Source organism: Pseudovibrio sp. Alg231-02 (assembly GCF_900143565.1).
GTDB lineage: Bacteria > Pseudomonadota > Alphaproteobacteria > Rhizobiales > Stappiaceae > Pseudovibrio.
Genome location: NZ_FREX01000001.1, coordinates 1,092,022 through 1,115,634, shown reverse-complemented (window position 1 = coordinate 1,115,634; position 23,613 = coordinate 1,092,022). Strand labels below are relative to the sequence as shown.

Genomic DNA, 23,613 nt, shown 5'->3' with positions numbered 1-23,613 from the left:
ACCTGAAATGGTGCAAACTGCTTTGGTCTTACCAGCTCAGGCGCCCCATAAAACTGTGCACATGCAGGCCTTCTGCCTTAAGCATGCTTTCAACGGCTTCAGCATCCCCTGTCAGATCCGCTGCATGAATACCTTCCGTTAAAAACAACGCGTGGATGCCCTGGGCATTTGCACCTTTGATATCAGTCGGTAAACCGTCACCAATTGCCAGAATTTCAGTTTTTTCAAGCGCTCTGCCTGCGTGCACATTCAGCTCTGCCCGCGCCATATCGTAGATCGGATGAAAAGGCTTGCCCGTAATGATGACGCGGCCACCCATCTCCTCATAAAGCTTTGCGAGTGCGCCTCCACACCAGACCAACTTGTCGCCTTGTTCAGCAACAATGTCTGGATTAGCGCAGATGAGTGGCAGGTCCAGCTTCAATAAGTCTTCAAAATGAGAACGATAATCTTCAGGCTCTTCGACGCGCCTGTCATTCAAACCTGAACAGACGATAATGTCCGCAGCATTTGGCTCCACAAAGTCAAAACTTGCACCATGAAACAGGCTATGATTCTTTTTGGGGCCAATATGATAGACTTTTGCGTGATCTATGGCGCGCAGATCAGCCTGAACAACATCACCTGATGAAACAATCGAGTCATAACAGGCTTGCGGAACACCCAAGCTACGAAGATGCTGTTCAATCTCATGAGACGGGCGCGGTGCGTTGGTAATCAAAACAACAGGCTTGCCACAACGCGTCTTATAGGTCTCAAGAGCCTCAATTGCTGCCGGAAAAGCACTCACGCCATTATGTAAAACACCCCAGACATCACATAGAATGCCGTTGAACTGATCTGCAATCTGGCTGAGGCCAGTGATGGGGGATTGCTGCTTCATATGATGTTCTCTTGGAGGAAACTTGGATACGCTCTTGAAAAAAGAGTAGAGTTGAGCCAAATCCTCATAGCCTGAGCAGGTGGTGACGACAAGTAGATATAATCACTGCTCATCTTGCATTGATATTGAACGCAAATCTCTGTCACAAATATGATTTGGATGCGCCATGTATATGCAGAACAATCTTTGAGACGGAGCGGTTATGGCGGTAAGACAACTTAGCGATACGACAATTAACAGAATTGCCGCTGGTGAAGTGATCGAGCGGCCTGCAAGTGTCGTCAAAGAGCTGGTTGAAAACGCAGTTGATGCTGGTGCTACGCGCATCGAGATCGTCACCGCGACCGGTGGTAAAAGCCTGCTGCGCATCACAGACAATGGTGCTGGCATGACGAAGGAAGATCTTCAGCTCGCCGTCCGCCGCCATTGCACATCTAAACTGCCTGAAGATGATCTCATGGACATCCGGACTATGGGTTTTCGTGGAGAAGCGCTGCCATCCATTGGCGCGATCTCACGTCTGGAAATAACCACACGCCATGCCTCGGAACCTCACGCCTGGAAAATCGAAGTTGAAGGCGGCCAGGACAATGATATTGAACCAGCTGCATTGAACTCCGGAACACGCGTAGAAGTGAAAGATATCTTCTTCTCGGTGCCCGCCCGTCTGAAGTTCCTGAAGTCCGACCGTGCTGAAGCAACCGCGATCACGGAAATCATCAAACGCATAGCTCTTGCAAACCCAACTGTCAGATTCACGCTCTCTGGATCAGACCGCCGGCAGCTGGAACTGCCAGCTTGTACAGGAGATGACGCAGATCTCGCTCGGATCGGACAAATACTGGGCGCTGAGTTTACAAAGAACGCTATGGAGATTGAGGCGCTGAGGGAAGGAGTACATCTGTACGGATATGCAGGCCTGCCGACCTTCCACCGCGCCAACTCACAGCACCAGTTTTTCTTCGTAAATGGCCGCCCAGTCAGAGACAAATTGCTCCTGGGCTCCCTGAAAGCAGCATACTCAGACGTGCTATCTCGTGATCGCCACCCGATTGTAGTGCTCAACATTGATCTTGACCCTCACCAAGTGGATGTAAACGTACATCCAGCAAAGGCAGACGTACGCTTCCGAGATGGTCAGCTGGTTCGTGGATTGATGATCGGTGCACTGAAGAATGCCTTCGTTCAGTCTGGCTTTAGAGCATCCACCGCAAACACCCAATCTGCAATCAACGCCATCCGCCCAATGGGGCAAAGCGCAGGCTTCAATGTTCATTCAGGCGCATCTATACATACGCAGCAAGGCAATAGAGAAGCCCCTCAAAACTATTCATGGCAACAATCGTCCTATCGACCAGAAGAAGGTCCAGCAGGTGTGTGGAGTGCTGCAGATATCCCGGAAGTTGGATCCAGTGAAATGCAGTTGGGTCTGATGGAAGCCAATGCACCATATTCAGCACAAATGGATCAGTCGCAGTTGCCAGCGAACGAGCAGGGCACACAGGCCTATAAACTGGTCGACGCGCCATCCGCAGACTCGCGAGCGCACGGACATCAGTTACCGGAAGACCGAGAAAACTTCCCGCTTGGTGCCGCCAGAGCGCAAATCCACGAAACTTACATTGTGTCGCAAACCAAAGACGGGTTGGTCATTGTAGATCAGCACGCAGCCCATGAGCGGCTTGTTTATGAACAGCTGAAAGAGGACTTGTCGAAGCGCAATGTGTCTCGGCAGATGCTCCTCATTCCGGAAATTGTCGATCTCCCTGAAGAGGATGTCGCACGACTGGAAGAGCGTGCGCCTGAGCTTGAAGAAGTTGGCCTTGTTCTGGAGCGTTTCGGGCCGGGCGCAATTGCAGTGCGAGAAACACCATCCATGCTCAAACGCCTTAACATCAAAGCGCTTGTGCAAGATCTTGCTGACGACTTTGCGGAGTTCGACAGCTCAACCCGCATCAGAGAGAAGTTGGATCTGGTGGCTGCAACAATGGCATGTCATGGATCAATCAGAGCAGGGCGAAGAATGCGTCCTGAAGAGATGGACAATCTACTTCGCGATATGGAAGCAACGCCAAAGTCAGGACAATGCAATCACGGCAGACCAACATGGATTGAGCTGAAGCTCTCCGATATCGAACGCTTGTTTGGTCGCCAATAATTTATACGACAAAAACCAGAAGAGGCGGATCAATGATCCGCCTCTTCCAGTTCGTATTCTCGATTACACTAGGCAATCGATGGGTTCTGACATGTGGCCTCAGAAGTCCCGTTGAACACGGAGCAGGACTGAGATGATATCCTGTTGGCCGAGTGGGCGAGTTGGGTTACCGCCGTTAGTAGAGTTATCGGGGTAAAGGTTCCCATTCGCTACGTTTCGATAGGCAACTTCAGTACCGATTTCGAAGCCGCTAACTGGTGTCCAGCCAACCTTACCGACAACATCCCACTGGTTTTGGTTCCAAAGGAACTTGGAGCGAGCGTTAGCAAAAGAAGCCTGAATTGCTGCGTTCCACTCAGGAGAGAAGTCAGCTTGGAAACCCCATGCAATGGACCAACCGGTTGCAATTCCGTCTTCACCATCTGTAAGTGAGGTCGCATCCCAGACTACGTTCTGCCAGTCACTGTTTACGTAACCAAGCGCACCCTGTGAGAAGGTTGCCTGAACAACACCCTGGAAACCGGAGAGCGTGCTAGTGAAGAATGGTAGGTCAAATTCAAAACCACCACCAACGGCCCAGCCGAGCAACCCAGAAGGGTAAGATTCAAGATAACGGATCTCAGTTAGAGCACCCATGATCTGTGCGGAACCCCAACCCTGATCAAGTCGGATGTTAGCAACAAGGTCAGGGAAGCGCATGCCACCGTAGCCTTGGTTAAACCCGGTTGAGTCAAGATATTCACCAGTAAAGAGGTTCTGCTGGCGAGCTGTTCTGTCTTCCACAGACCAGCTGGTGGACAAGCCGTTACCCAAATCGAAGGTATAACCAGCAAGCCAGAGGTTTTGGTCAGAGTACGCAACGGTGGTGATCGCACCGTAGGCATAACCGGTCCAGAAGTCATAGAAGGACTGTGCACGACCAATGGTCATGCCGCCAAACTGTACGAACGCATAATCAAGCGTCATAACAGTGTTGTCCTGTTCAACCCCAAAAGAGCCGACTGGGTTGTTCACGTTAGGAACAGAGCTGTCATCCTGAATAAAGCCAGGTGTGTCGACTGTTCCGAACAAATCAATGTAAGCACGAAGCAAGCCGTATTCTGTTTGAGTTCGGGCGTCCATGCGGAGGTAGCCACGTGCACGAGTGGATGTTGAATTTCTTGTCCGCTCAGACCAGTCGCTTGGGGCCGCCCCAAAGTTGTTGAAACGGTATTCTGCACGAACACGACCGCGAATTCTCAAACAGGTATCAGTGCCTGGAATATAAAAATATCCAGTACCGTAGGCGTCACAAATCTGGACATATTCTACGGGCTCCGGTGCAACGGGAAGATCGGCTGCAAGGACCGGAGTGGCACTCATCATAAGCGCTGCTGCGGCGCTAGTTGTAAAGTGGCGCATAATTCGACTCCTAAATCGGGTAGAAACCCACTCCTCAAACAAGGTTTATTGACAAAACTACTTAAGGCGGCCCAAATGCTGCCTAAGCAAAGCTACTTTTATTGTTGTGTACGCGAATTCCCTGCAGCAATTGATGCCAGCACATGCTTGTTGATGCAATAATAACTCTAAAAATAACCTAGAGTTATCAAGCTAATCGAAACCGCTGTTTCATTCCTGCAACGCTTTTATCCCAAACTAGGTAGATGTAACAAACGCATTTCAGGGGTGCTCTCTATCGAATTAAGTCCTTGTTATTGTTCGTTAAAAAATCATTACGCAGATTTGCGAGCCCTTTTCCTATGCAAGTTGCGTCATTCGAATCATAGACACAAATGGAGTCTGTATCAGGGAGCTGTGATACTCCATGATAAGTATAGTGATAATATTTACAAGTATTCGAATTTTGCGTTGTTTTGGGGAAGTTTGCGTTCTTTTGAGGACTGACGCGCTGCTATGCGAACTGTGAACCTCAATCCCGCAAATCTCTGTTTTTCAGGAGGCAGACGGCCAATGCATCCTCCAGCCCACCCACACCGGACAGCAACGACCCGCTTCAATCAGTTCGGGCTGAAGACCCCAAGCTCGCCTCTGCCTAGCAGTCCTTGTCCTCCCGCGCCATCAGCTAGCCCATTCACATGGCACAGCAGCAGTCCACTCAGCGTGAAGAGGGGAGGGCAACAAAAAAAAGGCCTTCCCGAAACCACATCGGAAAGGCCTTCATCTACTCTTTATATATAGGGTCGCTCTGAGCTACACGCCGTTGTAGCGGAGAATGAGGATCTGGCTGTCGCCCGCATGGCGCACATCCAGCCCTTCAAACCCATCAGGGATCACTGGAGAAACACTCGTATCTTCTTCCCAGATGCAAAGTGCGCCCTCATTGAGCCAACCACCAGCCACTGCACTGGACAGAGCCTTCTCGCCCAGCTCGTTGCGGTAGGGCGGATCCAGAAACACCAGGTCGAACGGGGCAATCGTTCCCGCTTCCCCTAAAGATGTTGCATCACGCCGCAAAATCTTTGTGGCGCCCATCAATCCGGTGGTCTCCACATTCCGGCGGATCAGACCACGCGGCTCAACTGCCTCTTCAACAAAGACGCAGTACTTGCCACCACGGCTCATCGCTTCCAGACCAAGAGCGCCGGTCCCTGCAAACAGGTCCAGAACGCGTGCATCCTGAACCGGGTTGTCATAGGAATGAGCGAGCACATTAAAAATGGTCTCTCTCATCCGGTCACTGGTAGGCCGTGTATTTTGTGTCTTGGGCGTAGCGAGAGCAGTTCCCCGAAAGCGTCCAGCAACAATTCTCACGATTTTCTGCCGCCTTTGTTTCCACGAGGTGCGCCAGAGCGATCACCACCCGGGCGACCACCACGCGCTTTATCGCCGCCAAAGCTCTTGCCGCCGCCACGTGGGCCTTTGCTGAAGCTTGGCTTGCCACCATCGCGGCCACCTTCACGAGGACCTTTGCTGAAGCCGCGTTTTTCGCCATCACGACCGCCTTCACGCGGACCTTTGCTGAAACCGCGCTTTTCGCCATCGCGGCCACCCTCACGAGGACCTTTGCTGAAACCGCGCTTTTCGCCGTCACGTCCACCTTCACGAGGGCCTTTGCTGAAGCTGCGCTTTTCGCCATCGCGGCCACCCTCACGAGGGCTTTTGCTGAAACCGCGCTTTTCACCGTCACGGCCCCCTTCACGAGGACCTTTGCTGAAACCGCGCTTTTCGCCATCACGACCGCCGTCACGAGGGCCTTTGCTGAAGCCGCGCTTATCACCATCGCGACCACCGTCACGACCGCCTTCGCGCTTATCGCCGCGTGGTCCCTTATTGAAGCCACCACGCTTTTCATCAGAAGGCGCATCATCGCGGGAGCGACGGTTGGAGAAGCGGCGCTCACCCGGTGTTGGGCCGGTATCGCCAGAATAACCGGCGTTGTCTGCTGGGTTAAAGCCACCATCACGACGACCGTCACGTTTTGGAGCATCTGCCTCAGCTGAGCGTTTTGTACCGCCATGAGCCAGATCGAAATCACCGCGCTTGGTGCGGGTGCCAAAACGACGCTCTTCCGGCTTACGCTTAGCAGCGCTTCTGCCTTCGTCCTCGTCAAAACTTGGAGTGTATGTATCTACGCTGCCGTCTGCGCTGAACACGCGGCGCGGCTTGCTGTAGCCACCACGCTCGTTGCTGCCAAAGCGGGAAGGTCCAGCCTGACGGTCACGATCGCCGAATGATTTGCGGTCGCCGCGGTCACGATCACCAAATGGCTTGCGATCGCCACGGTCACGATCACCGAATGACTTGCGTTCACCACGATCACGATCGCCGAATGGCTTACGATCACCGCGATCACGGTCGCCAAAGGATTTACGCTCACCACGGTCTTCAGAAGGCTTGCGGTCACCAAAGGTTGGTTTCACACCAACGCGCTTACGGTCACCAAACGGGTTCTGTTCAGAGCGTTCACCACCACTATCTTTCTGGTCGCTGCCATGGCGCAGTGGCTTACTCTTGTTCTTAGCAAGAACAGCAGCAGCATCTTTTGCGCTGATCCAGCCACCGCCAGCGCCACCGGAAGATTTCTTTCTCTTCTTCAGTTCGGCTTGTTTGCTGGTCCGGGTATCCATCTGGTTGACGATAGGAGCGTCAAAGTCCAGGTCAGCTTCAGTAACAAGGCGTTCGCCCAGCTGGTCTTGAAGCACACGGCCACGGATTTCCTGCAGTTCACTGTCACCAAGGTCGCCCAGCTGGAACGGACCAAAGGAAATGCGGATCAGGCGGTTCACGGAAAGGTCAAGATGCTCAAGAATCCGCTTAACTTCGCGGTTCTTGCCTTCACGCAGGCCAATGGTCAGCCAAACGTTGTCGCCTTTTTCAGTGTCCAGTGTCGCTTCAATAGCGCCATAAAGAACACCGTCAATGGCAACACCGTCTTTCAGGGCATCCAGCTGCTCTTGAGTCACCTTGCCGTAGGCACGCACGCGGTAGCGGCGCAGCCAGCCAGTTGCAGGCAATTCAATCACGCGGGAAAGGCCACCATCATTGGTCAGCAGCAGCAGACCTTCGGTGTTGATGTCCAGGCGGCCAACAGTCACAACGCGTGGCATGTCAGCAGGCAGGATGTCAAAAACAGTTTTACGACCCTCAGGGTCTTTATTCGTGGTTACCGTGCCACGTGGTTTGTGGAACAGCCAGAGGCGCGTCCGCTCACGGGTTGGCAGAGGTTTGCCATCAACGACAACCTTGTCTTTTTGGGTAACGGTAAAAGCTGGTGTTTCCAGCACGGTGCCGTTGACGCTGACACGGCCAGCTTCAATCCATGTTTCTGCATCACGGCGAGAGCACAGACCAGCACGTGCCATTGCCTTGGCAATACGTTCGCCTGCAACGGTGACTGTCTGTTTTGGTTTTTTGTCGCCGGAGGATTTTTTGGTCTGCTCGCCAGATTTGCGGGGGGAGCTAGATGGTTTTTTACCGCTGTTTTTCATTGGCTCTTGCCCGGCGAACCGGGGCCTTTAACTTTCTACACTCTGATCAGATACACTGGATGAGCTCGCATAGGCGTCACCGCCTTGGCTGCCCAGCAGTCTGCCAGATGCCACACAATATTCGAATGTCGTTAGAGCGCGTTCCGTTTGATTACAGAGAACCAGACGATAAGAATTCACTCATAAAAAGAAAACGGAGCGCGACGCGTGGATGCATTCAAGACGCGGGCGTGCTCTATCCCGGTCATAACCTAAGAGGCGCCAGTTGGCAAAGGGGCAAAAGCAGACTCTCGAATTTTTTTCTGATTTTGTTGGCTCAGACTCACCTGACACTTTCATAAATGATGACAGCTTGAGTGATCTGGACATTTGCGCTTTGCATAGGGCTGGCGCTTGTTAAACCGCTTTATCTCTTGTTTTTGCGTGTCTTTATCCAAAACCTGCTTCCACTTTTTAGCAATAGGCACTAGCTTGGCCCCCATGAAGACGCCCACATTGAACTCTACTTTTATGGATCTGGCATTGGAGGAAGCGCGCGTAGCAGAAATGCGCGGCGAAGTCCCCATTGGCTGTGTTGTTGTAAAAGATGGAAGTGTCTTATCCTCTGCGGGCAACCGCACACTGGAGATGAATGACCCCACTGCACATGCAGAAGTGCTGGCCATTCGCGAAGCCGGAAAGCAGCTCAGCTCTCAGCGGTTGGAAGGCTGTGACCTCTACGTCACGCTGGAACCATGCCCAATGTGTGCCGCGGCCATCTCCTTCGCCCGCATCCGCAGGCTCTATTATGGGGCAGGGGATGCCAAAGGCGGCGGCGTTGACCACGGCGTCCGCTTCTACTCCTCCCCAACCTGCCACCACACCCCCGACGTCTACTCCGGCCTGGCCGAAACAGATTCAGCCGCCATGCTCAAAACCTTCTTTCAGGGGAAGCGGGATTGAGGTGTTGGGTTGCTTAAACCGTATTGGTTATACTCAAGCACAATCTAAGGATGTAGGAGATCGAAATGTTTATTTACTGTCATGAACTAGCTTCAAAATTATAGGGAAAGTGCCTATTAAAAGGGTCAGATATCAGCGAAGGATGATAATGCCCAACAATGTGTTCAGGCAATAAGTCTTGCTGCAATATTATTGCTGGTGAATGTCCGAATGAAATACTTTGACCTAGCAAGTCACAGAACATGCGTTCAATGCATTTAGTGGCGAAGTATTCTTGCTGGTATGTCGGGATATCTGCAAAAGGAATATCGCACACAATCATGGTGGGAATGCCAATGGACTTTAGAAAGCGTTGCGCACTCCAAGTGTCCATGGCACGAATAGCAAGATTATAGAGATACTCGCTGCCATAGATTAAGTAGTGGCCTGCCCTATCAATTAGCTCGCGCTCGTCTGTACATAAGTACAAGAAACCGTCTCTCCCACCCGTGCCTTTCGCATTAACTTCACATATCGCATCATTTAATAATTTTTGAGTTGTACTCGGGTGGTCTGGCCTGACAAGTAAGTCAGAAGCGATTTGATCCATTTCATCTGAACATAAACGATGTAAGCCACTACGATAGAAGCTCTCGATATTGCTGGTACGAGTTCCATGTGCTGCGCGAAGGGCACGATACTGATGTGCTAAGCGTTCACCAGCAAGCTTCTTCATCGATATAAAACGATTTTTTGTCTCTAAAACAATTTCATCTAACCAGAATAAGTCTTCATCGAACTCTTCTGGAGGATATTGAAGGAACTCATCAATCACACCTTGGTCCAAAACATCATCGAAAATTGACCAGATCTGAGGTTTCCAAAGATCGGGTCTTGCATAACAAAATACGTCTTTGGGTACATCTCTAACTGCTTGATCTTCTTCAATTAGCTTTGAGTGCATTTTGTGGGTCTCAATTTTTGCTCAAACAGATAAATAAACTACTTAGTGGTGTGGCTTGCTTCTAACCTGCCCTCTTCGCTGCAATCAAGGACCCGCCTGCAATCGCCAGTGCTGCGATTACGATGTTAGCGGCAAGGGTGCCTTCTCCAAACGCGATCAGCAGAAGCGTCGAGATTAAGGGCGCGCCATAAGCGAGGACGCCGAGCAGCTGAACGTTGCCGTGCTTCACGCCAAAGTCCCACGTGTAAAAGGCAATGCCCACTGGTCCTAACCCCAGACCAATCACAGCGATGATTTGGGTGAGGTCCTGAGGAACGGCTGTGGTCTCCCAGAGGAAATGCGCGAGCCAGCCAAACACGGCAGTTAAAGCACAATAGCCGATCACCGCATCGGAAGAGGTGGTCTTGATCAGTCGGCTCAAAACAGAATAGCTGGACCAGATCAACGCACAACCCGCCGCCGCCACATAGCCAACAACGTACTCCCACTGCAGATTGCCTGCAGAATTGTCCCAGCCAAGCAAAACCCAATACCCAGCAAGAGCGACAAGAGCGCCGCCAACATGCCACCTTGTAATGGTCTCTCCCGGCAACAGGGCAGAGAACAACACAATGAGCAGCGGCCAGATGTAGGCAATCAGTCCCGCTTCAACAGCAGGCGCATTCTGCAAAGCAACAAAGTACAGCGCATGGAACCCAAACAAGCCTCCAACACCGAGCAACCAGCCGGACAGAGGCAGCTTGAAGGCGGAACGCACATCAGCTTTTCCTGTCAACAGCTTGCCAGAGAGTGTGAGCGTCGCCACCGTAAACGTCATGGCCAGCAGCTGGAACGGCGGAAACTGATCACCGGTCAGTTTGGTCAGCACAGCAAGCGTGCCCCATAAAACAATGGAGATACTCCCGATGGAAGTCGCAGCGCTGACCTTGCCAGCTGTTTGGTTCTGTAACATTTAAAATTCCGCTTGAAGACTGAGGCCATCACATCGCTGGAGGTTCCAACGAAACCGACCAGATCCTGCCCCATTTCTTGCATATTAGAATTAGGCAAAACAGGAAATAGATTTTCTTTTTGAGATTTTCGAAAGACCGCGGTATCCCTGAGCAAGCAGTCCTCTTAAACAAGCTTTTGGACCAAGAGTGGAGATCTGGAACGAAGTCATGCCCTATCAAGCTGTCATCCGTGAATATGACCGGCTGGAACTCGGACACCACCACGCATTCGCGCAGGCTGTTGTTCCGTTACAGGGCGAAATGCACATTGAAATTGGCGGTCACTTCAAGCAACTGACAGTCGGTTCCGTCGGCCTCATCGCGCCAGAAACCCTGCACGACAGCGAAACCACATCCGGCAGCCGCTTCCTGATCATCGACGTCAGCGACAGAGCAGCCATCTCTCAGTTCTTCCGCCACGCAAGCGACAGCCATCAGGAGCTCTCACCGCTCGCACTGAAGTACCTCAACTTCGTCGCCTCGCTCACAGACACGTTTGAAGTAGACGCAAACGGCGCTGCCTCCATCTTAAACACAGCCCTTGAACTGGCAACAGGTCGAACCACAGATTTCATAGATCAAAACGCAATCACACAGCGATTGCAGAGCGTAAAAGAACAGCTGCCCACTCACAACAAGATCTCGGATATCGCGAAAGAGGGCGGCTATTCAGTCAGCAGCCTGCAAAAGAAACTCAAAGCCTCCTACGGCAAATCCCCAAAACAACTCCAGCTGGAGATGCGTCTGGACAAAGCTCTGACCCTGCTCAGATCAACAGACCAATCCATCGCAACCATCGCCTTCCAGATTGGCTATGAAAACGCTTCATCCTTCACCAACATCTTCAAAAAATACTTCGGCCTGACACCCTCACAATACAGAGCCCAATACTGGGCCTCCAAAGCCAGCCACAGCTAACACTTCCTCGATTACAAGATCCTGCAACTATTAAAATCCTTTAAGTTGTATGCTTTTACGGCGATCAGTATGTTGCATGCTTTGCTCAATATCCCCCCTACGTGCAAAGCGAACAACAGAAAGAATATAATGACCGAAACGGCTCTGATCACCTACATTGCTGCGCTTTTCTCCATGATGAACCCCATTGGAAACACGGGCGTTTTCGCGGGTATGACCGCCGACAGGGATGCCGCCACTGCACGGCGCATCGCGTGGACCTGCGCAGGCGCAATCGCCCTGACGCTCCTCACCGTCACCTGGACAGGTGGCATTCTTCTCAAGTTCTTCGGCATAACCGTCCATGAACTACGCGCTGCTGGCGGCGTGATTGTCCTACTGATCGCCCTCTCCATGCTGCGCAGTGACAACAGCCACCGCCAAACCTCGCAGGAAGCAGCCTCCGCAGCAGAGCAGAACCACATCGCCGTCGTCCCACTTGCCATTCCAATTGTTGCCGGACCAGGCGCCATTGCAACAGCCATTGTTGCCGCTGAGCGTCATTCTGGGATCTGGGCCAAGATTGACCTATCCATCGCAGCGGTTGGGCTTGCGCTGTTCACCGGTCTCTTGTTCTCTGTTTCAAAACCCATTGCAAACAAGCTCGGCGAGTCAGGTATGGGCGTCGTAACCCGCCTCATGGGCATGGTGCTCGCCGCAATCGCCATGGGCATGCTCGCTGAAGGCGTTATAGGCATGATCCCGGCACTGGCAAGCTGAGGCAATATCGCTTCTCTCTAAGCAAAGCATGTAAGGCCCGCTCCGGTGGGCCTTGCTCGTTCAAAACCCTCTCATTTTCACCAGCCGCTTTACCCTCTGTTTTATACAGCAGCGATCCGCCCATGCTGCGATCCAGGCGCCAGCTATACTTGCCTCAAAGAAGCTCGCCGCGAGCAGGGCGCGCTGAAGCAACGGCAAGTCAGGTGTTTTCATGCTGGAGTTCAACAGCCATACCAACCACAGAAACCCCTCTAGCAGAGCATGGGCGCTGCAGGCGATCCAGAACATTGAGGCGGATTACAACCGCTCGGCTGACACACACCTCATCAAGCTGAACATTCCCAAGCTCACCAAGGCGGGGATTGATCTTTACCTGAAAGACGAAAGCACCCACCCAAGCGGAAGCCTCAAGCACAGGTTGGCACGCTCGCTCTTCTTATACGGCATCTGTAATGGCTGGATCAGGGAAGGGACACCAATCGTAGAATCCTCCTCAGGTTCAACCGCGATCTCAGAAGCGTATTTTGCACGGCTGATCGGAAACCCCTTTGTCGCAATCGCTCCCAAGGCCACAGCGACGGGGAAGATAAGGGAGATCGAAGCGCTGGGCGGTGAGGTGCATCTGGTCGAACCCTATCAGATCTACAAGGAAGCGGCGCGATTGGCAAAAGGACTGGGCGGCCATTACGTGGACCAGTTCACCTATGCGGAGCGGGCAACAGATTGGCGCGGTAACAACAACATAGCCCAGAGTCTGTTCTCCCAAATGGAGCTGGAACGCTTCCCCGCACCCAAATGGATTGTTATGAGTGCCGGAACAGGCGGGACAACAGCCACCATTGGCCGATACATTCGGCTGCACACGCAGGATTACCCCAAAACACAGCTCTGTGTCGTAGATCCCGAGAACTCCGTGTTTCATGAGTACTACAGAAACAGAGACAAAAGCATCGTCAGGAACAAACCCTCACTGATTGAGGGGATCGGCAGACCACGAGTAGAGCCCTCCTTCATGCCGGATGTGATTGACAGAATGATCGACATCCCGGATGCAGCGAGTATCGCGACAATCAGATGGCTGGAAGGGGTAATCCTACGCAAATGTGGCGGCTCAACAGGCACAAACCTGTATGGTGCGCTCGCATTGGCCAAGGAGATGATGGAAAACGATCAGGAAGGCTCCATTGTCACCCTCATCTGCGACAGCGGAGAGCGTTATCTGGACACTCTTTACGACGACAACTGGGTGGCCAGCAAAAATCTGGACCTCTTACCCTACATGCACAAACTCATAGACTTCGCTGAAATCGACGGAATCTAAAGTGGTTTAACTCTGAAAAGTACGCCGGTACCAACGTCACCAGCGTACTTGCTGCACCATCAAGGCAGATCATAGAAACCTAAAGCATTGCCAGAAGGATCGGCAAACTCCGAATATGTAACGACCTCTGGTATTTCGATTGCTTCACCAGTGTGGATGTTCACTTCAGATCGTGCTTGTTGCGAAGTTGCCATATCGTCCACCAGGAAACGAACAATGGTGCCAGTTGATTGCGCGTCATCTGCCTCGAAGACCTGAAGCCAAACACCCGGTGCAACCTTAAACTCCACGATGCCTGGGACTGGTCTGATCACTTCGGTATCAGGACCAAGAAACTTGGCATACCACACCTCTGCTTCTTCCAGAGAAGGCACCGGGACACCAATAGTCACCTCTTGGAACGGTTCTGCCGAGACAATACTCGTGAATGCCAAAGAGGCAACAAAGGCCATTGCGAGCCTGCGCATGATCGTGATTGTATTCTGCAGCGAATTAAACGACATAGTTTTCCCTTTATGACTTAAATATAGTAACTATACTTTATGTACATAACGGCAATTGTCAACATCACCTCTTTTGACCCGAGAACTTTAATAGTGCCACGGTCCCAAACATGTTCCCCATGGGAAGGAAGAGGGGATGCGGTTTTGGCTCGGAGTTCAATTCGCATCTAATCTGCGAGCAGAGAGGTTGGCTCACCCCTGATAAGTCCATTCTAATTCTTGCTAATGTGGTTTTAAGGAAAGGTCAGCCCAAGCCTTCTGCGAAGCTTGACCGAAGTGCGGAGCTTCTCGGGTGCATCATTGCTGCTCATGACATTCGCTTGTGCACGAGAAAGGTCCTGCGTGCATCTGAGATGAAAGCAGTGGAGCTATCCAACACATAAGATGCTGGATAGTTGAGCCAACTCGTGGGTATCTTAGCCTGGGTGCAATATTGGTTGCGTTTGTAGGTGCGTAAAAGTGTGGGCCGCTTTCTGCGACTTTCTCGCGCTTTTAAGTGTTTTTCCTACAGTCTGCTTTTCTTTGCTTGTAGTCCGATGATGTATGTGTAGATCGCGTCAAATAGCTCATCTCGAAATGAGAGGTTGAGCCATTCAAGGCCTTCAAACTGAGAAAGCTCTCTTATTGGATTTGATGGACTGGCCATTGGCCACAAACCTGAGACCAGCAGGGCGGACGTGAAAGCAATTTTCTGGCCGTCTTCCTTGCTACTATCATTCATTGCCTCTGCAATATTGGTCGCAACTCTTTCATAAAGCCCCAAGCCTTGCAGCTTGATCTTTTTGATGGCTTCCAAATGGGTGTTGTGTTCCAAAAATGATGCGGAAATACAAAGCAGCTCGCACAAGAATGGCTGCTCACAATATTGATCAGTTATAATCTTGCTAAGGTCCTCAATCGAGACGGTTCGTTGAGAAACATTGTTTTGAAAATTATCTACAAACAAGCACATTTCCTCATGCATCAAAGTCATAAGGATTTCTTCGCGGCTCCCAAAATAGCGATAAAGATTAGATTTGTTTACCGCTGCGTGTTTGCCGAGTTCGTTGAGCGACCAATTCATCACGCCCTTTTGAGAGCATAGTTCCTTCGCCATTTTGAGGATGTTTTCGCGTCGAGCAGCTTTCTGCTCATCCTTGCGTGCTCGCTTGAAGTCCATGGTTTCTCCGAATAGCTCGCCTTTATCGCCAAATCTAACCTAAGCCTTGATGGGATGTAGCTCTTACCCCATCAATCACTCAAAAAAGTAGCTTAGGGTGCAGCGTAAGTAGGTTGATAGGCCCATACGACTGCAGGAGGGATATTTTTCCAGACACGTCGTGACCTGATGGCCTGAACACCTTTTCGCTTTGGAATAGGTGAGATTGTTGAATAGGTAAACTGCACTAATCGTCCACCTGGTTTGAGAACCTCAAGGCAATGATCACGAAACTGTTCGCGTTTTTCTTTCGGATAAACAAATTGAGGCAGGCTTGAAACAACGGCGTCAAATTGCTTCTTCCCATGAGAAAGATTTTTGAGTGTCTGGTAAGCATCCTGTTGCAACAAAATAGCTGCTGGGAAGTCCCTGGATAACCCTTCAGTAAATGATTTCGACAACTCAATCAGCGTTAAATCTTTTTCTTCAACACCTGCATGCAACAGAGCACGCGTGACGCAGCCTGTACCGGGACCAATTTCAAGTACCCGGGCACCAGGTTTGATGGCAGAGGCAAAGACCATAGCTCTGGCCAACTCCGAAGAGCTTGGCAATACCGCTCCTGTGCGCAGGGGAGCTTCCAACCAGTTTTCAGAAAACAACACACAATCAGACTTCTGTTTGAATGTTTGAGACATTCCTTCATTCCTCAATCTAGGCACTTCAGGAGAAAATAATTGACTTGAAAAGAACCGATGGTCTTTTATATAAGAGACTATCAGTCCTTTACTAGTCAATAAAGAACGACTTCCGGCGGAATTAAAGAGGGTCAGGTGCAACCGATGAATAAAATTGAGCAGGTTCAGCAGGTCTTTGACTTGCAAAAAAGAAACTATGCCTCATCGAAGTCAGTTTCATTTGAAACGCGAATGGACCGGTTGGGGCGTATTGAGTCTCTGTTCCGCGAAAATTATCCGGCTATGGTGCAGGCGTTACAGAATGATTTCGGTACTCGTGATCCTGATGTGGCGTTCATGGGGGACGTCTATTCACCGCTTGAAAATGTCAAAGTCGTTCGCAAAAGCTTGAAAGCCTGGATGAAACCGGAACGTCAATCAGACGGGTTCATGCGCCTCTTGGGTCAACGCTCCTACATCCTCCATGAGCCTTTGGGCGTGGTTGGGGTCATATCTCCCTTCAATGCACCAATTACACTGGCCTTTGACCCGGCTATCGACGCCATTGCTGCGGGCAACACGGTCATGATGCGTTTCCCGGAAATCATGCCTGAAACCGGAGCTTTGATGACAAGGCTCGTAGCAAAATACTTTGATCCATCTGAAATTGCTGTCGTTACCGGTGATGTTGACTTGGCAAAGTTCTTCTCATCATTGCCGTGGGATAAGCTGGTCTTCACTGGCGGGGCAACAACAGCTCGTCACATCATGGCAGCGGCAGCCAAGAACCTGACACCAGTCCTTCTTGAACTTGGTGGCAAGTCGCCCGTGCTGGTTATGGAAGATGCTGATTTGCGTTCTGTAGCGCGCAAAACAGTAAAAACGCGCCTTATGAATGGTGGGCAAGTTTGTATAGCTGGAGACTATGCACTGGTGCCCGAAGCCCAGTTCGAAACATTTCTGAACTTATTGGAAGAAGAGGCCCACTCTATCTATCCGACAGTGCTGAAAAATCCGCAGTATACCGCTGTCGTTGAAGAGGCATCTTTTAAGCGGTTGAACTCTTACATTGAAGAGGCGCGGGAAAGCGGTGCTCGTATTCGTGAGATTATCCCTGAAGGAGAAGCTCTGCCTGATCTCACGAGTCGAAAATTTCCTCTAACGCTTGTGGCCAACCCCAAGCCTGACCTGATGCTATCAAAGGAAGAGATCTTCGGCCCTATTTTACCAGTTTTTAGCTACAGGACACTGGAGGATGCCCTTGCAATTATCAATAGCAAAGAGAAACCTCTGGCCCTCTACATTCATGGCAATGATCGTGCGAGCATTGATCGGATCTTATCTGAAACAAGCGCTGGCGGCGTGACGGTCAATGACTTCCTCATCCATGCCGGTTCGCACACCATGGGCTTTGGCGGCGTCGGGAACAGTGGCATGGGTCGGTACAAGGGAGGCAAGGTTGGTTTCAAGGCTTTCTCCAATCCCAAAAGCGTGCTCGAGCAAGGGTTAGTCAGACGGTTCTCGACCAACTTCTTGCCGCCACTCTCAGGAAGTCGAGCCCGAAAAATGCTGCTCTCCAGAGTTGGCCTGACTGAGACCTCTTGAAGCTCTCAAAGCTTAAATTTTCAAGCCATGAATAGTTACCTCGGAGATTGGGCAGGCCACTCGGGCTGTCCCTTGCCTAAGCGCAGGTTTGCGATCAGCAACGCTTTAAAAACCTAAAATTTGAAAGGGAATACACACATGAAAACTCTCATGCTCTCTAGTGTGATAGCGCTCACAATGTCGTCAAGCATAGCTTTAGCGGCAGATCCGGCAATCGGCGTTTGGGAAACTGGGCTGGATGAAGGCCGATACAGCCATGTCAAAATTGAGCAATGCGGCGACAAGATGTGTGGAACGCTTTTGCGGCTTTTCGAAGAAGATGGGACACCAGTAAATGACGGCAATATCGGCAAGACAATTCTTTGGGATATGACCCCTAAGCCGGGCGGTAAATATCGTGATGGAAAATTCTGGCGTGTTTTTGATGGCAAGACCTATAACGGGAAAATGGACATGCTCGGAAGCCAGCTAAAAGTGTCGGGCTGCGTGATGTTCATTTGCGCAGGTCAAAAATGGAACCGAACTGAATAATTCGGAGATTGCATCTCCACCTCAAAACTTGCGACTGCCTAACTCATTCAAGCAATAGCAAGCTTGTAGGGGGAATGGTAAACGAGCACATTGCGCTCATTCCTCCTACGAAACGCCATTGCAAAGACGCATGGGCAGATTGTCAAAGCCATGCTTTCGATAGGCAGTTCAACAAGCTTTGACAGTCAAAACAGAAAAATCACCCCCGACGACGAGATTTTGACAGTGACACCGGAATAGCCTTGCTCGTTGGGGTGCCGGATTGGTCGCCTACGGAGTAAACGGGTACAAGGACATTCACCTCCGGGAAGTATGAGGCGATGCAGCCCTGTGGCATGTCGTAGGGCACCACCTGAAAATCGAGGGCACGCCGATTGCGGCCATCTTCGCTCACCGTTCCGATATCAACCTTTTCACCCTTGGAAACACCCGCCCGTCGCATGTCGATTGGGTTCATGAACACCACCTTGCGTCCGCCAGAGATACCTCTGTAACGGTCATTGAGTGTGTAAACGGTGGTGTTGAACTGATCGTTGGAGCGAAGGCTCTGCAGGGTGAACGTAAGCTTTGGCGCTCTGGCGGTTTGCTGTGCCGATGTCGCAAGCGGAAGCGAGTAGCCGGAAAACTCAGCTTTGCCGGACTTTGTTGCCCATCTTCGGTCGGCAATCGGATTACTCAGATAAAATCCGCCCGGGGTGCGCACCTGGCCGTTAAACCCGGCAAACTCGGGCAGCACTTCCTCAATCTTTTCCCGAATGCGATCATAGTTCTCTATGTAATGCGTCCAGTTGACCACCTTGGTGCCAAGGGTCGCTCTGGCCAATCCGGCAATAATCGCAGGTTCTGACATCAAAAGATCAGAAGCTGGCGGGTTTACACCAGCAGATCCGTGGATTCTGGAGAGTGAATCCTCCACAGTGACCATCTGCTCACCTGAACGCTGGTCATCATATTCAGTGCGGCCCAGACTAGGCAGAATATAGGAGAGGGCACCTGTCATCAGATGACTACGGTTCAGCTTGGTTGCAATACTCACCGTCAGGCGACATTTGCATATCGCTTCCTCTGTCAGGTTTGTGTCCGGCGCAGAGCGGGTAAAGTTGCCTCCAAGGCTCATGAAGACCCGCAGCTTGCCCTCATCCATCATCTTGATGGACTCAACAGCATCAACACCAGCATCCATCGGCGGTTCAAACTCAAAGGCCTGCTGCAAAGAGGTCAGAAACTCCTCTGAAGGGTCAGAGGTAATGCCCATACGGCGAATACCCTGCGTGTTCGCATGGCCCGGCATCGGGCAGGCTCCAGCCCCCGGCTTGCCAACGTTTCCGCGAATGAACAATAGGTTCATGATCTCGCGGATTGTTGCAACAGAGTGTTTGTGCTGGCTGATCCCTGTGCCCCACGTAATGATCGGGCGATCTGCCTGCACATAAATCGCAGCTGCTCTTTCAATCTCGTCGCGGGAGAGGCCAGACTGGTCTTCAATCTCTTTCCAAGGCGTCAGTTCAAGCGCTTTTTCATAGCTCTCAAACCCGTTGCAATTCTCTTCAATAAACACCCGGTCAACATGGCTATGGGTGAGTATCCGCTCATAGTCCCATGCCAGAATGGTCTTCACCATGCCGCGCACCGCCGCCATGTCACCACCCAGCTTCGGGGTGAAGAAATGGCTCGCAACAGGTGCGGAACCAAACCGCATCATCTCCAGCTGGTTCTTGGGGTCTGCGTAACGCTCCAGTCCGCGCTCTTTAAGCGGGTTAAAGGACACCACATGCGCGCCGCGTTGCGTGGCTGCGCGTAGCACCGGCAACATCCGTGGGTCAGTCGAGCCCGGATTGTGGCCAAAAACAAAGATGGCATCAGCTTTGGAGAAGTCTTCCAGACGAACCGTAGCCAGTCCGCTGCCGATCGCTTCTTCAAGCGCAATACCACTGGCTTCATGGCACATATTGGAGCTGGACGGGAAGTTTGTGGAGCCATAAACACGCCCGAACAGCTGATAGAGAAAGGCAGCTTCGTTACTTGCATGTCCAGAGGTATAAAAAACGACCTCTTTGGGGTCTTTTATGCCCCGCAGTTCTGCACCAATTTCCTTGAAGGCCTCAGCCCAACTGATTTCGTTATAGCGGTCAGTTATTCTGTTGTAGCGCAGCGGAGCTGTCAGACGGCCTTGATCCTCAAGGTCAATGTCGGAGAAGGTCTGCAATTCAGAAACCGTGTATTCCTGAAAAAAGGAGTCTGTGATCCTCTTATCCGTCATCTCGGCAGCAACAGCTTTGACGCCGTTTTCACAAAATTCGATGGACGAGGTTTTTTCAGGGTCAACCCATGCACAGCCTGGGCCAATAAAACCGTCAGGCTGGTTGGTTTTTAAAACTGTCTGGATTCCTGAAGTAAGCGACGTGTTTTGCAACAGAGCCTGACCACAGCTCCACACGGCGCCCCAGCCACCAGCGGGAGCTGTTGATTTCTTTGCAATAATAGTGTCGGACACGTCGGACTCCTCAGGCTCTTAGAACGCCCACGAACTTGATGAGTCGCTAGCTGTAGCGTGTGAAGCTGTATCCACGGTTGCAACTAAATAGATTTAAACAATTCTCTTGTGCTAATTTGACAGCCAGATCGCTGGGCGTTGCCATGACTGCAAGTGTTCCAACGCGGGCGCTAACTGCTTTTTGCACCAGATCAGAGCTGCACCGGCTCGTTGTGATGACCAGATCAACGGGTTCGCCGCTGCGCACGCCAGCCCCAAGAGCTTTGTCCATGGCATTGTGTCGGCCAATATCTTCGCGCACTGCCAGTATGTTATCACCACAACACACCGCAGCTGCATGCAAGCCGCCACCATAAATGCCATTGAGCTTTTGCTTGGATTGCATCGCTTCAAACATGGCCCCAATGCTCGCGGTTTTGGGAGCAGGCTGCTGGGCAAGCGGGGTGAGGGCGCGTAAGGCGGCACGAATGCTATCAAGCCCGCACAGGCCGCAGCCAGACGTTCCTGTCAGCAGGCGTTTGCGCTTCAAAGCGGTGAAGAACAGCTCATCGTCAATATCCAGATTGACGCTGATGCCTTCCTCACCATGCTCATTGAGGTTGATCGAGTGCACATCATTGATGGAGGAGACGATCGACTCGCTGATAGCAAAGCCAACAGCAAAGTCTTCGAGATCTCTGGGCGTGGCCATAAACACAGCAAAGCCTTCTCCATTCAACGTCACCGCAATGGGGACTTCTGGAGGAAGTTTTCTGCTTTCAGCAATCGGTGTTTGCCACTCAGGGTCCAGAATAGACAACCCAGACTCCATTTCTTTCTATTCTTCTTATCAAGAGATTAGGTAGTTCTCGATCTTTTGGTCAAGCTCAACCTTTACCTCATCACGAAGCTCGGCGCTATCCTCCAATATTTCTCGCGCCTTTAAAAAATCAAGCACTTGATATTGCTTAATGTTTGGGAAGATCGAAAGATCAGGTGCCCGTATTTTCAATTTTTCCTGAGAAATGGTCCGCATGAGGATTTGGGTCGCACCAAACACGCTTTCCGTTGCACTGGGAAACCCGCGTTTTTCATCTCGTTTGGGTGTGCCCACAACATCCACTGCAATCACGATGTCACAATCGCTGGGCAGCACATCAAAAGGCAGCGGGTTAACAACGCCGCCATCAATGAGCACCGTGTCGTTTAGGTGCACAGGCCTGAAGACAAACGGAATGGCGATACTGGCTGAGACAGCATCCACCAGATTACCCTCGGAAAAACGCACTTCCTCTGCCTTGTAGTAATCCGCAGCAATGGCTTGAAATGGAATGGAAAGCTCAGAGAAGTCGGTTTTGAGCACATCCCCCACAAAGACTTCCAGCACACGTTTGGAATCAAACTGACCAATGCTGGACTTACCACCAAGCAGGTCTGCAAAGCGTTTTGGCATGCTCACCTCAACCAGCTTGCTGAGCACCTTCTTCCACTCGCCAAGTGTTTCAAGAGTATATGCCTCAAGCGCGTCTCCACTCACGCCACCTGCATATCCTGCACCAATCAAAGCGCCGATGGATGTACCAGTAATAGCATGAGGTGTGATGCCCATGTCATCAAGAGCTTGCAAAACCGGGATATGGGAGAGACCACGGGCGCCTCCGCCACCAAGGGCAAGGCCAATCTTGGGAGTACTCATTGAAAGCCTGATCCTTTAATAACTCTCATTAAAAATATAGGTGCTCTCGCTTGCTTTCCAATTGAAAACCGAGAGAAATAACGTGATAATCATGAATGACGAACATAGATAAACAATAGATGGGCACTGGGGCAAACATATCAATTGATTTGGTGGCAGTTAAGCGCACAACTTGGCTGGTTGATATGAAGCAAGGCTCCAATCTTGCGGTGTAAATGATGAACTATTCCATGGGTTATCCGGCAGGCTTTGATCGAAATCTACTGCAGTTTTCTCAAGATCTATGGAACTGTTCGTCCCTGCAAAGCCGCTGGGAAGAGCTTACCAGTTTTGCTGAAAGACTGGGCTTTGAAAAAGGCGCCTACATCATCGTGCCCAAAATCGAAGGCCGTGTAGAAGACCGGCAACCGATTTGCCTGTCCAATCACGCAGATGATTGGGTCGATCATTACAACAGCCATCATTACTACTTCAAAGACCCTGGTATGGATCATCTGCTCAGCGGCAAGAAAGCCGATCAGCTTTGGACCGATTATACCGTCAGACCAACCGGAAAGATTGATGAAGGCTTCTTCCATGATGTCCGTTCAGCAGGTCTGAAGTTCGGTGTGACCATCCCGGTGGATTGCTCCAACAAGCATTTAGTCGGCGGTGCGAGCTTTGCCTCCTGTGAACGGACACAGCTCGGTTTTGATGCACAGATGACGGCAAAGTACCCGATCCTGAAAGGGGCGGTGCAACTTTTCCATACCTACGCGCAAGAACCTGAAACCCTGAGTGAGTTCTTCGGGTTCACGCCGAGAGAGCATGAATGTCTGCTGTGGTTGACGGCAGGGAGGGCAAATAAAGAGATCGCCCACATCCTGAATCTCTCAGAGAAAACCGTAGAACATCACATCAAACGGGCCTGCAAAAAGCTGCGAGTAACGAACCGGACGCATGCAGTTGCTCGTGCTATGACCTTTCAGTTGCTTTCGCCCTAGACCTTTGCAACTTTAAGGCGTTAGGGAAAATCCCCCATTGTTATGAGTTGTGCATTTATGCATAATCAAAATTGCTAGAGGTTGCACTTTAGCTCCTGCATGGCAACTTTTCGCCTCGTGCAGTTGTTTGTGGTAGTTTATCAATTTGATCTGTTGGTTG

The 23,613-nt window shown here is 51.2% G+C and carries 20 protein-coding genes; 8 read left to right on the top strand and 12 right to left on the bottom strand.

Features of this window, described 5'->3' with window-relative positions; translation table 11 throughout:
• Positions 1-28: 28 nt before the first annotated feature.
• On the bottom strand, positions 29-883 hold the full coding sequence (locus tag DHN43_RS04910; protein ID WP_108817886.1) for a TIGR01459 family HAD-type hydrolase: 855 nt from the start codon (positions 881-883) through the stop codon (positions 29-31).
• A 202-nt stretch (positions 884-1,085) separates the two neighbouring features.
• On the opposite strand from DHN43_RS04910, the gene mutL reads away from it, so the two are divergent.
• Positions 1,086-3,041, top strand: coding sequence for a DNA mismatch repair endonuclease MutL (gene mutL, locus DHN43_RS04905; protein ID WP_108817885.1), 1,956 nt, complete (start codon positions 1,086-1,088; stop codon positions 3,039-3,041).
• A 99-nt stretch (positions 3,042-3,140) separates the two neighbouring features.
• Here the strand turns inward: mutL and DHN43_RS04900 are convergent, their stop codons facing one another.
• The 3 genes from DHN43_RS04900 to DHN43_RS04890 form a co-directional block, all read right to left on the bottom strand.
• Positions 3,141-4,442 carry a porin gene (locus tag DHN43_RS04900; protein ID WP_063287172.1) on the bottom strand — a complete coding sequence of 434 codons (1,302 nt, stop codon included), beginning with the start codon at positions 4,440-4,442 and terminating at the stop codon, positions 3,141-3,143.
• Between the two features lie 792 nt (positions 4,443-5,234).
• Positions 5,235-5,795 (bottom strand): 16S rRNA (guanine(966)-N(2))-methyltransferase RsmD, encoded by a 561-nt coding sequence (rsmD, locus tag DHN43_RS04895; protein WP_063309865.1) that lies wholly within the window; start codon positions 5,793-5,795, stop codon positions 5,235-5,237.
• A complete protein-coding gene (locus DHN43_RS04890; RefSeq protein WP_108817884.1) occupies positions 5,792-7,972 on the bottom strand; it encodes a pseudouridine synthase in 2,181 nt (726 codons plus the stop codon). Before DHN43_RS04890 ends, rsmD begins: the two co-directional genes overlap by 4 nt.
• A gap of 510 nt (positions 7,973-8,482) precedes the next feature.
• On the opposite strand from DHN43_RS04890, the gene DHN43_RS04885 reads away from it, so the two are divergent.
• Positions 8,483-8,914 (top strand): nucleoside deaminase, encoded by a 432-nt coding sequence (locus tag DHN43_RS04885; protein WP_199914780.1) that lies wholly within the window; start codon positions 8,483-8,485, stop codon positions 8,912-8,914.
• 79 nt (positions 8,915-8,993) lie between these two features.
• On the opposite strand, the gene DHN43_RS04880 is transcribed toward DHN43_RS04885, so the two are convergent.
• Together DHN43_RS04880 and yddG are read right to left on the bottom strand one after the other, a co-directional pair.
• Positions 8,994-9,857, bottom strand: coding sequence for a hypothetical protein (locus DHN43_RS04880; protein WP_108817882.1), 864 nt, complete (start codon positions 9,855-9,857; stop codon positions 8,994-8,996).
• 61 nt (positions 9,858-9,918) lie between these two features.
• Positions 9,919-10,809: an aromatic amino acid exporter YddG gene (gene yddG, locus DHN43_RS04875; protein WP_108817881.1), complete on the bottom strand. Its 891-nt coding sequence runs from the start codon at positions 10,807-10,809 to the stop codon at positions 9,919-9,921.
• Positions 10,810-11,017: 208 nt separating this feature from the next.
• Between yddG and DHN43_RS04870 the strand changes: the two genes are divergently transcribed.
• The 3 genes from DHN43_RS04870 to DHN43_RS04860 all read left to right on the top strand — a co-directional run bounded on the left by DHN43_RS04870 (position 11,018) and on the right by DHN43_RS04860 (position 13,847).
• Complete coding sequence (locus DHN43_RS04870) at positions 11,018-11,767, top strand: helix-turn-helix domain-containing protein (protein ID WP_108817880.1); 750 nt, start codon at positions 11,018-11,020, stop codon at positions 11,765-11,767.
• A 129-nt stretch (positions 11,768-11,896) separates the two neighbouring features.
• Positions 11,897-12,526, top strand: coding sequence for a MarC family protein (locus DHN43_RS04865; protein WP_208994823.1), 630 nt, complete (start codon positions 11,897-11,899; stop codon positions 12,524-12,526).
• 211 nt (positions 12,527-12,737) lie between these two features.
• Complete coding sequence (locus DHN43_RS04860) at positions 12,738-13,847, top strand: PLP-dependent cysteine synthase family protein (RefSeq protein WP_082596673.1); 1,110 nt, start codon at positions 12,738-12,740, stop codon at positions 13,845-13,847.
• A 59-nt stretch (positions 13,848-13,906) separates the two neighbouring features.
• Here the strand turns inward: DHN43_RS04860 and DHN43_RS04855 are convergent, their stop codons facing one another.
• The 3 genes from DHN43_RS04855 to DHN43_RS04845 form a co-directional block, all read right to left on the bottom strand.
• Positions 13,907-14,350 carry a VOC family protein gene (locus tag DHN43_RS04855; RefSeq protein ID WP_108817878.1) on the bottom strand — a complete coding sequence of 148 codons (444 nt, stop codon included), beginning with the start codon at positions 14,348-14,350 and terminating at the stop codon, positions 13,907-13,909.
• A 505-nt stretch (positions 14,351-14,855) separates the two neighbouring features.
• Positions 14,856-15,509 (bottom strand): TetR family transcriptional regulator, encoded by a 654-nt coding sequence (locus DHN43_RS04850; protein WP_063293718.1) that lies wholly within the window; start codon positions 15,507-15,509, stop codon positions 14,856-14,858.
• Between the two features lie 92 nt (positions 15,510-15,601).
• Positions 15,602-16,186 (bottom strand): class I SAM-dependent methyltransferase, encoded by a 585-nt coding sequence (locus DHN43_RS04845; RefSeq protein WP_063306551.1) that lies wholly within the window; start codon positions 16,184-16,186, stop codon positions 15,602-15,604.
• A gap of 144 nt (positions 16,187-16,330) precedes the next feature.
• On the opposite strand from DHN43_RS04845, the gene DHN43_RS04840 reads away from it, so the two are divergent.
• Complete coding sequence (locus tag DHN43_RS04840) at positions 16,331-17,770, top strand: aldehyde dehydrogenase family protein (protein WP_108817877.1); 1,440 nt, start codon at positions 16,331-16,333, stop codon at positions 17,768-17,770.
• 138 nt (positions 17,771-17,908) lie between these two features.
• On the top strand, positions 17,909-18,301 hold the full coding sequence (locus tag DHN43_RS04835) for a DUF2147 domain-containing protein (protein ID WP_063287185.1): 393 nt from the start codon (positions 17,909-17,911) through the stop codon (positions 18,299-18,301).
• A 199-nt stretch (positions 18,302-18,500) separates the two neighbouring features.
• On the opposite strand, the gene DHN43_RS04830 is transcribed toward DHN43_RS04835, so the two are convergent.
• From DHN43_RS04830 to DHN43_RS04820, 3 genes are read right to left on the bottom strand one after another with little or no spacing between them, the layout of a single operon-like run.
• Positions 18,501-20,795 (bottom strand): FdhF/YdeP family oxidoreductase, encoded by a 2,295-nt coding sequence (locus DHN43_RS04830; RefSeq protein WP_108817876.1) that lies wholly within the window; start codon positions 20,793-20,795, stop codon positions 18,501-18,503.
• 46 nt (positions 20,796-20,841) lie between these two features.
• Complete coding sequence (gene fdhD, locus DHN43_RS04825) at positions 20,842-21,594, bottom strand: formate dehydrogenase accessory sulfurtransferase FdhD (RefSeq protein WP_108818010.1); 753 nt, start codon at positions 21,592-21,594, stop codon at positions 20,842-20,844.
• Positions 21,595-21,624: 30 nt separating this feature from the next.
• Positions 21,625-22,470 carry a patatin-like phospholipase family protein gene (locus DHN43_RS04820; RefSeq protein WP_108817875.1) on the bottom strand — a complete coding sequence of 282 codons (846 nt, stop codon included), beginning with the start codon at positions 22,468-22,470 and terminating at the stop codon, positions 21,625-21,627.
• A gap of 218 nt (positions 22,471-22,688) precedes the next feature.
• Between DHN43_RS04820 and DHN43_RS04815 the strand changes: the two genes are divergently transcribed.
• Positions 22,689-23,453, top strand: coding sequence for a helix-turn-helix transcriptional regulator (locus tag DHN43_RS04815; RefSeq protein ID WP_057462284.1), 765 nt, complete (start codon positions 22,689-22,691; stop codon positions 23,451-23,453).
• Positions 23,454-23,613 lie beyond the last annotated feature (160 nt).